Annotated in this window: 13 protein-coding genes; 11 read left to right on the top strand and 2 right to left on the bottom strand. The window is 61.1% G+C overall.

What is annotated here, in order from left to right:
• Nucleotides 1-35 precede the first annotated feature (35 nt).
• Nucleotides 36-254 carry a dodecin gene (locus tag SSPSH_RS10580; protein WP_006914528.1) on the bottom strand — a complete coding sequence of 73 codons (219 nt, stop codon included), beginning with the start codon at nt 252-254 and terminating at the stop codon, nt 36-38.
• A gap of 128 nt (nt 255-382) precedes the next feature.
• On the opposite strand from SSPSH_RS10580, the gene SSPSH_RS10575 reads away from it, so the two are divergent.
• The 5 genes from SSPSH_RS10575 (at nt 383) to SSPSH_RS10555 (ending at nt 6817) form a co-directional block, all read left to right on the top strand.
• Nucleotides 383-1369: a YhdH/YhfP family quinone oxidoreductase gene (locus tag SSPSH_RS10575; protein ID WP_006914529.1), complete on the top strand. Its 987-nt coding sequence runs from the start codon at nt 383-385 to the stop codon at nt 1367-1369.
• Nucleotides 1370-1420: 51 nt separating this feature from the next.
• Complete coding sequence (gene prpC, locus SSPSH_RS10570) at nt 1421-2554, top strand: bifunctional 2-methylcitrate synthase/citrate synthase (RefSeq protein ID WP_006914530.1); 1134 nt, start codon at nt 1421-1423, stop codon at nt 2552-2554.
• Between the two features lie 79 nt (nt 2555-2633).
• A complete protein-coding gene (locus SSPSH_RS10565) occupies nt 2634-3026 on the top strand; it encodes an MAPEG family protein (protein ID WP_006914531.1) in 393 nt (130 codons plus the stop codon).
• Nucleotides 3027-3339: 313 nt separating this feature from the next.
• Complete coding sequence (locus tag SSPSH_RS10560) at nt 3340-4842, top strand: WS/DGAT/MGAT family O-acyltransferase (RefSeq protein WP_006914532.1); 1503 nt, start codon at nt 3340-3342, stop codon at nt 4840-4842.
• 280 nt (nt 4843-5122) lie between these two features.
• Nucleotides 5123-6817 (top strand): glutamine--tRNA ligase/YqeY domain fusion protein, encoded by a 1695-nt coding sequence (locus SSPSH_RS10555; protein WP_006914533.1) that lies wholly within the window; start codon nt 5123-5125, stop codon nt 6815-6817.
• Between the two features lie 51 nt (nt 6818-6868).
• On the opposite strand, the gene SSPSH_RS10550 is transcribed toward SSPSH_RS10555, so the two are convergent.
• Entirely contained in the window at nt 6869-8359 is a 1491-nt protein-coding gene (locus SSPSH_RS10550) for an acyl-CoA carboxylase subunit beta (protein WP_006914534.1), read from the bottom strand.
• A 156-nt stretch (nt 8360-8515) separates the two neighbouring features.
• On the opposite strand from SSPSH_RS10550, the gene rsmG reads away from it, so the two are divergent.
• The 6 genes from rsmG (at nt 8516) to atpE (ending at nt 12696) form a co-directional block, all read left to right on the top strand.
• Complete coding sequence (rsmG, locus tag SSPSH_RS10545; RefSeq protein ID WP_006914536.1) at nt 8516-9163, top strand: 16S rRNA (guanine(527)-N(7))-methyltransferase RsmG; 648 nt, start codon at nt 8516-8518, stop codon at nt 9161-9163.
• Between the two features lie 65 nt (nt 9164-9228).
• Nucleotides 9229-10074, top strand: coding sequence for a ParA family protein (locus SSPSH_RS10540; protein WP_006914537.1), 846 nt, complete (start codon nt 9229-9231; stop codon nt 10072-10074).
• 26 nt (nt 10075-10100) lie between these two features.
• The gene (locus SSPSH_RS10535) at nt 10101-10949 is read left to right on the top strand and encodes a ParB/RepB/Spo0J family partition protein (RefSeq protein ID WP_006914538.1); all 849 of its coding nucleotides are present in this window, start codon (nt 10101-10103) and stop codon (nt 10947-10949) included.
• A gap of 171 nt (nt 10950-11120) precedes the next feature.
• Entirely contained in the window at nt 11121-11471 is a 351-nt protein-coding gene (locus SSPSH_RS10530; RefSeq protein ID WP_006914539.1) for an ATP synthase subunit I, read from the top strand.
• A gap of 52 nt (nt 11472-11523) precedes the next feature.
• Nucleotides 11524-12363 (top strand): F0F1 ATP synthase subunit A, encoded by an 840-nt coding sequence (gene atpB / locus SSPSH_RS10525; protein WP_006914540.1) that lies wholly within the window; start codon nt 11524-11526, stop codon nt 12361-12363.
• 54 nt (nt 12364-12417) lie between these two features.
• Nucleotides 12418-12696, top strand: a complete 279-nt coding sequence (gene atpE, locus SSPSH_RS10520) for a F0F1 ATP synthase subunit C (RefSeq protein WP_006914541.1) — start codon at nt 12418-12420, stop codon at nt 12694-12696.
• The last annotated feature ends 42 nt before the right edge of the window (nt 12697-12738 follow it).

Raw genomic sequence — 12738 nt, 5'->3', positions numbered from 1 at the left:
ATCCTTTATTCACGCCCCAACTCCCGTATCAGCGGTTAACCGGCTTTGTCTTCGAGGGTGAAGCCAACCTTGACCGATACCTGCCAGTGCGCGATTTCGTTGTTTTCGATATGGCCGCGCACGCCGGTGACCTGGAACCAGCGCATATTCGCGATCGTCTTCGACGCTTCGGCAATCGCCTTGCGCACGGCGTCTTCCTGGCTGGTCTCCGAGGAGCCGGTCAGTTCCACGGATTTGTATACGTTGTCGCTCATGAATCGTTCTCGTTGAAAATCGAACCCCGGCAAGCCTACCCCCGAGCCGGCAAGGCCTCAAGCAACGGCGAACAGTTGTTCAATATGATACAAACGGCGGCCTGACCTTCAGTCACGGACACGCCAAAATGAAAGCACTGCGCATCGTCGATACCGACAACGGCACCCGCGCCGATATTACCGACATGGAGCTCAGCGAGCTCAGTGACGGCAATGTCGTCATCAAGTCGCATTACTCCTCTCTCAACTTCAAGGATGCACTCGCGATTACCGGCAAGGGCAAGATCGCGCGCAAGCGCCCGCTCAATGCCGGCATCGATGTGGCCGGCGTGGTCGAATCCAGCGACGACGATCGTTTCGCGCCCGGCGACGAAGTGGTGGTCACCGGCTGGTTCATGAGCGAAACCCGCGACGGCGGCTTCGCCGAATACGTGCGTATTCCCGCCGAGTGCGTGGTCAAAAAGCCCGAGGGGCTCACGCTCTGGCAGACCATGGCGCTGGGTACGGCTGGTTTCACCGCGGGCATGGCGGTTAAGCGTATGACCGATAACTTCCAGAAGCCCGAGGACGGCCCGGTGCTGGTCACCGGCGCGACCGGCGGCGTGGGTATGTTCGCGATCGATATTCTGGCGCAGGCCGGCTATGAAGTGGTGGCCGTGTCGCGTAAGGCCGAGGCCGAAGGCGATTTTCTCAAAAAGCTCGGCGCGAGCGATGTGATTACGCCGGACGCACTCGATCTCGAAGGCAAGCCGCTCGGCAAGCCGGTCTATGCGGGCGCGATCGACGCGGTCGGTGGCGACCTGCTGGCCAATATCGTGGCCCAGGTCCAGCCGTACGGAAACGTGGCCGCGATCGGCCTGGCGGGCGGGCCGAAGCTGTCGACCACGGTGATGCCGTTCATCCTGCGTGGCGTGTCGCTGCTGGGCATTCATTCGGTGGAATGCCCGAATACGTGGCGCGAAGAAATCTGGGGCAATTTATCCGGTGGTCAGAAACCGGCCCATCTGGACACTATCGCGAACCAAACCGTAGGCTTGGCCGACGTTCACGGCGTGTGCGAAACCATCATGGCGGGTGAAAACACCGGCCGCACGGTCGTCGATATTCAGGCCTAGGGTCTGGCTTATCCACACGTCGAGTCACGAACAATCCCAGGAGTTTCAGGTATGAGCAAGACAGAAAACACGGCCGGTCTGGCCGGTGTCACTGCGGGCAAGACGGCCATCTGCACGGTCGGCAAGAAGGGCGTGGGTCTGACCTATCGCGGCTATCTGATCGAGGATCTGGCCGCCAAGGCCGAGTTCGAGGAAGTGGCGTATCTGATGCTCTACGGCGAGCTGCCCACACAGAGCCAGCTCAGCGACTACAAGAAGCGCTTGGCCGGCATGCGTGGTCTGCCGGACGGGGTGAAGACCGCGCTGGAAGTGTTGCCGCGCGATACCCATCCGATGGACGTCATGCGCACGGGCGCGTCGGTGCTGGGCACCATCGAGCAGGAAAACGACGCCGAAAAACAACAGAACGATGTGGCCGATCGCCTGCTGGCGAGTTTCCCGTCGATGCTGATGTACTGGTACCACTTCGTGGAATCCGGCAAGCGCATCGATGTGGATACCGATGACGACAAGATCGGCGCCCACTTCCTGCATCTGCTGCACGGTGAAAAACCCAGCGAAGACGCCATCAAGTGCATGTCGACATCGCTGATTCTCTATGCCGAGCACGAGTTCAACGCCTCCACCTTCACCTCACGCGTGATCACCGCGACGCTGTCCGATTTCTATTCGGCCGTGACCGGCGCGATCGGCGCCCTGCGTGGCCCGCTGCACGGCGGCGCCAATGAAAAGGCCATGGAGCTGATCCAGACCTTCAAGGATCCGGACGACGCGGAAGCCGGCCTCAAGAAGATGCTGGAGAACAAGGAAAAGATCATGGGCTTCGGCCATCGCGTCTACAAGAAAGAAGATCCGCGTAATGGCATCATCAAGGAATGGTCCAAGAGGCTTGCCGGCGACGATCCGTACAAGCAGAACCTGTACGCGATCTCTGAACGCCTGGAGCAGGTCATGCTCGACGAGAAGGGCATGTTCCCGAACGCTGACTTCTACCATGCGACGGCTTATCACTTCCTCGGCATTCCCACCCAGCTGTTCACGCCGATTTTTGTGATCTCGCGTCTGACCGGCTGGGGCGCGCATATCTTCGAACAGCGCGCCGACAACCGGCTGATTCGTCCGAACGCGGAATATGTCGGGCCGGAAGTGCGTGACTTTCGTCCGATCGATCAGCGCGGCGCTTAATCAAGCGTCGTATTTTCGGCACGTGCCGGTAGGCCGGCCAACAAGGTTCTGTCGATAAAACTAAAACAAGGAGATAGCGATGGTTCTGGCTTACTGGTGCGTGCTCGTTGCCGCGCTCATGCCGTTCGGGTTCGTTCTGTACGCGAAACTCGCCGGTCGCAACAAGATGGGTCTCAAGGAGAATCACTATCCTCGCCAATGGCTTGAGCAGGTCGACGGGGCGCAGAAACGAGCTTACTGGGCGCAGCTGAATTCGTTTGAGGCGTTTCCGCCGTTTGCGGCTGCGGTAATTATCGCGGTGATATCCGGCGGCTCGATCGGTGCGATCAACTTCTTCGCGGTGTTGTTCGTCGTGCTGCGCCTGGTCTACGGCTGGTGCTATATCAGCGACCGGGCCACCCTGCGTAGCCTGGTGTGGTTCGGTGGCCTCGCCTGTGTGATTGCGCTGTTCTTTGTTGCTGCGATCGGCTGAATACCGCTCGGCTCGGGTCGGATGGAGTGCGGTTTCAACCCCTGACATTGTCTTGTGTGTGCTGTCCAAGAGTGGCAGCGCACGCCTTGTCGTGTCTGCTACGAGGAGAGATGCGAAGGCTGTAAAAAGAGCGCACAGTAGTATCTAGGTCGGTGGAAACGGCTTGTGCTGATCGGCCGTGCCGACGATGATGGCGAATAATAAAAATATGTATTTTCAAATTCCGCGGTCGGCGTAGACTGCCCGGTGCCGGCAAGGCATTCAGTCGGTCGATATAGATGCCCGGCATCGCGTGCGAACAGGAGACACGTTGATGGAGACGAAACGCCTGAACCTGGTCGATATGGCTTGGCTCAATGTGGAAACAGAACATGCGCCGATGCAGGTGGGCGGCCTGCTGACATTCCAGATCCCCGACGGCGCGCCCAAGGATCTGCCGCGTCGTATCGTCGAGCATTACCACCAGTTTCCCCAGGCGTTTTCGCCCTGGAACCATCGGCTGCGCTCCGGTGCCCTGCGCACGGTCGCCCCGGAATGGGAGCTGCTGAACGAGATCGACGTCGAATACCATTTCCGGCACTCGGCGTTACCGGCGCCCGGGGGCGAGCGCGAGCTGGGTGAACTGGCATCGCGGCTGCACAGTCATCCGCTGGACTTCCGTCATCCCCCTTGGGAGGCCCATCTTATCGAAGGGCTGGAAGGCAATCGTTTCGCAATCTATATCAAGCTGCACCATTCGTTGATTGATGGTGTGGCCGGCATGCGCCAGCTAGCCAAGGCGCTCGCCGACGATCCCAACGATACCGAGCGCCCGCCGTTCTGGGCACTGCCGCCGAAAAAGCGCCGCAAACGCTCGCCCGATGAAGCCCGGCCGGGGATGTATCGCGCCGTGGCGGAATTGATGGGCGGTGCAGCCGAGCAGGTCGGTTCGCTGCCGGGTTTTGCCCGCGTGGTGCGCAGCATGCTCAAGAGTGCGCGCTCGGAAACCGGTACTGCCGGCCTGCCGTTCTCTTCGGCCTCGTCGATTCTCAACAGTCGGATCCAGTCACAGCGCCGCTATGCCACCCAGCTGTACTCGCTGGCCGAGTTCCGCAGCCTGGCGCAAAACGCGGGCGTTACCGTCAACGATATCGTGCTCACGATCTGCGGCGGCTCGTTGCGGCGCTATCTGCGTGAGATCGGTGAGTTGCCGGACAGGCCGTTGACGGCCGGTATTCCCGTATCGGTACGCCCGGCCGACGATCAGGAGGCGGGCAACGCGCTGACTTTCATCGTGGCGAATCTGGCGACCGATATCGAATCGACCGCGGAACGCCTGCAGGCTGTTGCGAGTTCGACACGCCGCGCGAAACACGAACTCAGCAAACTGTCGGCCGCGGCGATCACTCAGTACACGGTCGCGCTGATGGCGCCCTATGTGCTGTCGCTGGTCACCGGCATGGGTGGGCGCACGCGGCCGGTGTTCAACGTCACCGTCTCCAACGTGCCAGGCCCGGAAGGGCCACTCTATATCCATGGCGCCGAGATGGAAGCATTCTATCCAACGTCGCTGGTTACCCACGGTCAGGCGCTCAATATCACCGTTCACGGCTATGCTGATACGCTCGGCTTTGGCTTCATCGGTTGCCGGGAAACCCTGCCGTCCATGCAGCGACTGGCGGTTTACGCCGGCGAGACGCTCGACGAGCTGCGCGAGACATACGGTGATCGTGACGGCGGCAAAAAAGATGACGCCGCGGGCGAGCCCAAGGCCGCGTCAAGTAAGAAAAGCACGGCCAAACGTCGTAAGCAGACAACGAAAAGCGCGACCGATTGAGTCGCTGTAATTTGTGCTGACAGAAAAGGCCGGCGAGACGCTGGCCTTTTTACAAGCGCGGGCACGCATTGATATGAGCGCAGGGCGAGTTATCGTGACCTCGGCGCCGGCCGGCCTGCTGGATTGCGCCGCACGCTCTGCGCTGAACGTCTGTGCGGGTTGTCATAAGCGGCCCGGCGATAGACCGGCCCCGAAAGTGGCGCCCCGAGCCGTTATAATTCGACCCTGACTTGTTTCATGTTTTTCGTTCGGCTTGCGGGCACGAGCGCGGGTGGCATTTATGAGCGACAACGCACCGTCGACGTCCAAATCCGGCAACAACTTCGTACGCAACATGATCGCCGAACAGATCGAGCGCGGCGATCATGTCGGCGAGGTGGTCACACGCTTTCCGCCTGAGCCGAACGGTTTTCTGCATATCGGTCATGCCAAGTCGATCTGTCTGAACTTCGGCCTGGCCGAACATTTCGGCGGTCGCTGCCGGCTGCGTTTCGACGATACCAACCCGGAAAAAGAAGAACAGGCTTTCATCGATTCCATCCAGGAAGACGTGCACTGGCTGGGCTTCGACTGGGACGGCCATGTGCGCTTCACCTCGGATTATTTCGACACGCTCTACGAGTACGCGCTGCATTTGATCGAAAACGGCGATGCCTATGTCGATGAGCTGACCTCCGAGCAGGCACGCGAATACCGCGGCGACTGGAACACGCCCGGCACGAATAGCCCCTATCGCGATCGCACGCCGGAAGAAAACCTGGCCGCGTTCGAAAAGATGCGCGCGGGGGAATTCGGCGAAGGCCAGGCCTCGCTGCGTGCCAAGATCGATATGGCCGCGGGCAACATGAACCTGCGCGACCCGGTGATCTATCGCATTCGCCATGCAAGCCATCACCAGACCGGTGATCAGTGGTGTATCTACCCCTCTTACGACTTCGCCCACGGCCAGTCGGACGCGATCGAGGGCGTGACCCATTCCATCTGTACGCTGGAATTCGAGGATCATCGCCCACTCTACGACTGGTTCATCGAACATCTGCCGGTGCCAGCCCGCCCGGTACAAACCGAGTTCGGTCGTCTCAATCTCAACTACACCGTTACCAGCAAGCGCAAGCTCAAGCGCCTGATCGACGAGAACGTGGTCGATGGCTGGGACGACCCGCGCATGCCTACACTGGCCGGCATTCGTCGGCGTGGCTATACGCCGGCCTCGATCCGCAATTTCTGCGAAACCATCGGCGTGGCACGTACCGACGGTGTGGTGGATGCGGCCATGCTCGAACACGCTATCCGCGACGACCTGAACAATAATGCGCCGCGCGCCATGTGCGTGCTCGACGGCCTCAAGATCGTGATCACCAACTACCCGGAAGACGACGTCGAGCAGCTTGTTGCAGCGGGCCATCCAAACCGCGACGATCTGGGCGAGCGCACGTTGCCCTTCACGCGCGAAATTCTCATCGAGAAAGAGGATTTTCGTGAAGAGGCCAACAAGAAATACAAGCGCCTGGTGCTGGGCAAGCGCGTGCGCCTGCGTAATGCCTACGTGATCGAGGCCACCGACGTGGTCAAGAACGATGCCGGCGAGATTGTGGAAGTGCACTGCACTTATGACCCCGACACGCTCGGCGACAACCCGGCCGACGGCATCAAGCCCAAGGGCGTGATTCACTGGGTCTCGGCCAGCCACGGCAAGAAAGCCACGGTGCGTCAGTACGACCGCCTGTTCGCGGCCGAACATCCGGGGCGCGGCGATCGCGACATGCTCGATGATCTCAACCCCGATTCGCTCACGGTCTACGACAACTGCGTGATCGAGCCGGATCTGGCGACGGTCGAGCCGGAATACCGCGTGCAGTTCGAGCGGATCGGCTACTTCGTGGCCGACCGACACGATCACGCGCCTGGCAAGCCGGTGTTCAACCGTATCGTGCCGCTGCGCGATACCTGGGCCAAGATCGAGGCGAACGGCTGAGGTCTACTTCCGCATCGCGCCTTCGGCCGGGCCGGCTTTAGTCGGCGTTGGTCACTGCGCAACAAGCGCCTCGGCCAGCCAGAGGCGCGAATCGGCGGGGTCGATTACATCGTCGATCTCGAAATAGCTGGCCACGTTTTCGGCCTTGCCCTGCTCGTACATGGAATCCACGAGCTGCTGATAGCGTGCGGCGCGTTCGTTCTCATCCTCGATGGCTTCGAGTTCGCGCCGAAAACCGAGTGTGACCGCGCCCTCGACGCCCATGGGCCCGAATTCTCCACTAGACCACGCCACGGTGAAATTGGGACGCTTGAGGTGTCCGCCCAGCATGGCCTGGGCGCCGAGGCCGTAGGCCTTGCGCAGTACGATGCCATACCACGGCACCTGCACCTTGGCGCCGGCAATGAACAACTGCGATGCATGCTCGACAGTGCCCGTCTGTTCGGCCTTGGGGCCGACCATGATGCCCGGCGTATCGCACAGCGTGAGCAGTGGTATGCCGTGCGTGTCGCAAAGCCGCATGAAGTGGGCGGCCTTGCGCGCCGCTGTGCTATCGATGGCGCCGGCGAGGCTGCGCGGGTTGTTGGCCAGTACGCCGACGGGCTTGCCCTCGATACGAATGAAGGCGGTTACCAGGTTGGGCGCATGGCTGGCGCCCAGTTCGGTCATCGAGTCGATATCGGCAAGTGCTACGACGATGCGGCGTACGTCGTAGGTCATACGCCGGTTGGTCGGCATGATGTCGCTGAGGGTCTGGCTGTCCGGTGCTTGAAAAGCGTTGCTCGGGCCTTGGAAAAAAGAAAGACAGCGTTTGGCTGTGGCGACGGCCTCGGCTTCATCGTCGACGAGGATATCGATCACGCCGATGGCGGCTTGCTCGTTGGCCGGGCCGATATCCTCGGGCGCGTATTCGCCCAGCCCGCCACCAGCGATCATTGCTGGCCCGGCCATGCCCAGGTTGGCGTCGCGCGTGGCGATGGTGATATCGCAACAGCCGAAGAACGCCGCGTTGCCGGCAAAGCAGCGCCCCGCATTGATGCCGATCAGCGGCACCTGGCCACTTAGACGGGCAAAGGCATAGAAGCTCGTGACTTCGAGTCCCGAATTGACCACAAGCGCGGCGTCGGTGTCGCCAGGGCGGCCACCCCCGCCTTCGGTGAAGAATACGACCGGCAGGCGCTCACGCCGAGCGATATCCACCATGCGGTCGGTCTTGCGGTGGTTCTGATAGCCCTGGGTGCCGGCAAGCACGGTGTAGTCGTAGCTCATGACTACGCAGCGTGTGTTCGCCGCGTCGAAAATATTTCCGTTGATTCGGGCCACGCCACCGATCAGCCCGTCCGCCGGTGTGTCGTGCTTGAGTTCATCGAGCGTGCGGCGGCTGCGCTGGGCCGCGATTGCCAGTGCACCGTACTCCATGAAGCTACCGGCATCGCACAAGTCAGCGATGTTTTCGCGGGCCGTGCGTTTGCCCAGGCCGTGGCGTTTGGCTACGGCCTCGGGGCGGGCGCTGTCGCGCGTCGTGGCGTGCGGGTTGGTCATGGGCTGCCTTGGCGTTGTAAACAAGATGTTCGATCAAGCGAAGATGCAGCGTAAAACAACTCTATGCGCGCGCGACATGGCGCGCGATTACGAAGCAGGCGGTTAAAATCGCTATCCTGCGCGGCTGACACGAGGCGGGATCACGATGGGAGAAGTATGGCGATGACGGATTGGGGCGCCTGCGAGCGGCGTTTGGCCGCTGGAATCGAGACGCTTGGCATCGATGTGGGCGCGCCAGCGCAGGCGCAGTTGATTGCGTATTTACGCGAATTGTCGACCTGGAATGCCACCTACAACCTCACCGCGGTACGCGATCCGCTGGCGATGGTGACGCGACATCTGCTCGACAGCCTGTCGGTACTGGATTTTGTAACGGGCGCCTCGGTGGCCGATATCGGTAGCGGGCCGGGCCTGCCGGGGCTGGTGATCGCAATCACGCGCCCGCGCATGGCGGTAACGGTGGTGGAAGCCAATCGCAAGAAGGCGGCGTTTCTGCGCCACGCGCGCCGGCGCCTGGAGCTGGATAACGTCACGGTGGTTCAAGAGCGCGTCGAATCGTTCGAAAGTACGGACAAGTTCGATAGCGTGATCTGTCGGGCTTTTGCGGCGGCGGACGAATGTGCGCGCCTGGCTGGCCATCTGATCGCGCCGGGCGGGCGTTTTCTGTTGATGAAAGGTCGCGATCCGGCTGAAGAACTCGTCGACCTGCCGCTGGATTTCCGGCATGTGGATACCGTTGCGCTGAGCGTGCCTGGCCTGGAGGCCGACCGCCATCTGGCGATTCTGGAGCCTGGATTAATCTAGCTTAATTCGCGCGAGCGCCGCTTGCGCATAACATCCGCTTCACGAGTCCATTAGACTGAGCGGCCATGAGTAACATCATCGCCATTGCCAATCAGAAAGGCGGCGTCGGCAAGACGACGACGAGCATCAACCTCGCGGCTGCGCTGGCCGAGGCCGAACAGCGCGTGCTGTTGGTGGATATGGACGCCCAGGGCAACGCCACCATGGGCGTGGGTGTGGACAAGAACGCGCTCGAAGCCACCGTCTGCGATTTTCTGCTCGGCGACAAGGGCGTCTCCGAAGCCTTGCAGGTGGTGCTCGACGGCCAGTTCTTTTTGCTGGGCGCCAATGGCGACATGACCGCGGCCGAAGTCGGCCTGCGCGATCGCAAGAACGGGCGGCTTGCGCTCAAGAAAGCGCTGGCGGAAATCTCGGACAGCTTCGACTACGTGATCATTGATTGCCCGCCCGCCTTGTCGATGCTTACGGTCAACGCGCTGGCGGCTGCGCGCGGCGTGATCATTCCCATGCAGTGCGAGTACTACGCGCTCGAGGGCTTGTCCGACCTGCTCGAAACCATCGAAAGCGTGCGCAAGATGATGAATCCGGATCTGATCATCGAAGGCGTGTTGCGCACCATGCACGATCCGCGCAATCGTCTGACCGGGGATGTTTCGGCCCAGCTGATCGACTATTTCGGCAGCGCTGTCTACGACACCTGCATCCCGCGTAACGTGCGGCTGGCCGAAGCGCCCAGCCACGGCGTGCCGATCATGCAGTACGATAACGCGGCGTCGGGCGCGGCGGCCTATCGCCAACTCGCGGCCGAAATCCTCGGACGCGACGATAGCGAAGTCATCGATGCGCCGCGCAAGGGCGCACGCCGCGCGATGACGTCGTTGTTCGGGCGGCGCCGGCGTAACGCCGGCTGAGCGCATCACACAAACAAGATCGGGCTATGGCACAAAAAAAACGAGGACTGGGGCGCGGTCTGGAATCGCTGCTCTCCAACGATTTCGACGATACGCCACAAACCGGTAGCGAACTCGTCGAGCTCGAGCTCGATGCTTTGCGCCCGGGCCGTTATCAGCCCCGCCGCGACATGGACGCGGAGGCGCTCGAGGCGCTTGCGCAGTCGATTCGTACGCAAGGCGTGGTGCAGCCATTGGTCGTGCGTGAAGCCGATGGTGGCTACGAGATCGTTGCCGGCGAGCGGCGCTGGCGCGCCGCGCGTCTGGCCGGTCTCGATTCCGTGCCCGCCGTGGTGCGGCCCATGGCCGATGAAGCCGCCATGGCGGTCGCACTCATCGAGAATATTCAGCGTGAAGATCTCAACCCGCTCGAGGAGGCAGCAGCCCTGCGCCGGTTGATCGAGGAATGCGGCATGACCCACGCCGCCTGTGCGCAGGCTGTGGGGCGTTCGCGGGCAAGCGTTTCCAATCTGTTGCGATTGGCGGAGCTGGTTCCAGAGGCGCAGGCGTTGCTACGCGCTGGCGATATTCAGATGGGCCATGCGCGCGCGCTTTTGGGCGCCCCGAACGCGTTGCAGGCCGATCTCGCCGCACGTGTCGCCGCGCGCCAGCTGACCGTGCGCCAGACCGAAGCGCTGGTCGCCTCCGCCATGGCAGAGAAAGACGCTGAGGCCGCGCCGCGCCAGAGCAACCGGCTGGTGCGATTCGAGCGCGAGCTCGGTGAATCCCTCGGGGCAAAGGTCACGGTGCGCTCGCAGCGCGGCGGCCGTGCGCGGGTGGTCATCGACTATCCGAACGCGGGCGAACTCGATAACTTGCTCGATCGTCTGAAGTAGCAGCTATAAAGCGTTTTGTTGTAAATAACAGGCGTTTTCAGCGCGATTGACCTTCCATTTCGCTTTGTCTATAGTCCGCCGAGCGCCGGGCATGCCGCGAGAAAATCGCGTGTCAGTCCGGGGTCGCGGTGGGGGATTGCTGTTGTGATATCCCGACCACGTCTGCGTAACATGCGCCTTGCCTGGGCCGTACTGGGCGCGCAGGTCGTTACCGGTTTCGTCATGGCTGCCGTATTCGGCGCTACGATGGGCTGGGAATCGTCTGCCGCTGCCCTGTTCGGCGCGGTCGTGGCGGCAGTGCCGGGATTATGGATGGCGCTGTGGATGTTGCCGCGCCGCCAACAGGTGGATGCGTCGACAATGGCTCGTGCCTTTTATTGGGGCGAGTTGGGAAAATTAGGATTGACCGTAGGGCTGTTTTTCACGGCAGCCCTTTTATTTGGCCAGCAGTTTCTTGTGCTGCTGGGAACGTACGTGGCTTGCCTGGCTTGTTACTGGCTTGCCCTCATATTGACGCGCTAGCTGGCAGGAATGGCAGCGGGTTCGACATAGGCTTTCATCGAGGACAAATCGTATGGCCAGTGCCGAAGGCGGAAGCTCCGCTACCCAATACATCCAGCATCATCTGACGAACCTCAAGTTCGATCTGACGAGCATGTCCTTCGACGGTCATGCGAGCGGTTTTTGGGTGCTCAACGTCGATAGCCTGTTCTTCTCCATTATTCTTGGCGTGTTCTTTCTGTTCTTCTTCCGCATGGCGGCGAAGAAGGCGACGGCGACCGAGCCGGGCGGCTTGCAGAACTTCGTCGAGATGATCGTCGATTTCACCGATACCCAGGTTCGTGACATCTATCACGGGCAGTCGAAGCTGATCGCGCCGCTGGCGCTGACCATTTTCGTCTGGGTCTTTTTGATGAACTTCATGGACCTGATTCCGGTGGATGCGCTGCCGGCAGCGGCCCATGCCAGCGGCATCGAATACCTCAAGGTTGTACCGTCGACCGATCTGAATATCACGTTCGGGCTGTCGATCTCGGTGTTCCTGCTGATGATGTTCTATAGCGTGAAGATCAAAGGCGGGCTGGGTTTTCTCAAGGAAACGCTTACCCACCCGTTCGGGCCATGGTTGGCGCCATTCAACTTCGCGCTGTTCGTGGTCGAGACCGTGGCCAAGCCCGTCTCTTTGTCGCTGCGACTGTTCGGTAATCTTTACGCTGGCGAGCTGATCTTCATTCTGATCGCCGTGTTCACGCTCGGCGCGGGCGCCAGTCTTCTGGCTGTGCCCATGTTTATTCTGCAGGTGCTGCTCGGTGTGGGCTGGGCGATTTTCCATATCCTGGTGATCACCTTGCAGGCGTATATCTTCGGCATGCTGACCATCGTTTATCTCAGCATGGCGCAAGAGCACCACTGATCGACGCATTAACTGACCACTGACCCAACTGACTCGTAAACTGGAGAGTAGAAAATGGAACAAGCAATTGCTGACGTCCAGGGCATGACCGCCATTGCCGTTGCGATGCTGATCGGCTTCGGCGCTATCGGTACCGCGCTGGGCTTCGGCCTGCTGGGCGGCAAATTCCTGGAAGGTCTCGCCCGTCAGCCGGAAATGGCTCCGATGTTGACCGGCCGTATGTTTCTGATTGCCGGCCTGTTGGACGCCGTGTCCATGATCGGCGTGGGTATCGCCCTGTTCCTGACGTTCGCCAACCCGTTCCTGGCGGCCGTGCAGTCTGGCGGCGCCTAATACCCGGTTTCGCCTAGTCGCTTAAGTCGAGTTACGAAAGCC

The organism is Salinisphaera shabanensis E1L3A (assembly GCF_000215955.2).
Taxonomy (GTDB): Bacteria; Pseudomonadota; Gammaproteobacteria; order Nevskiales; family Salinisphaeraceae; genus Salinisphaera; species Salinisphaera shabanensis.
Note: the sequence above shows the minus strand (reverse complement) of the source record. Positions and strands in the feature narration are given on the sequence as shown.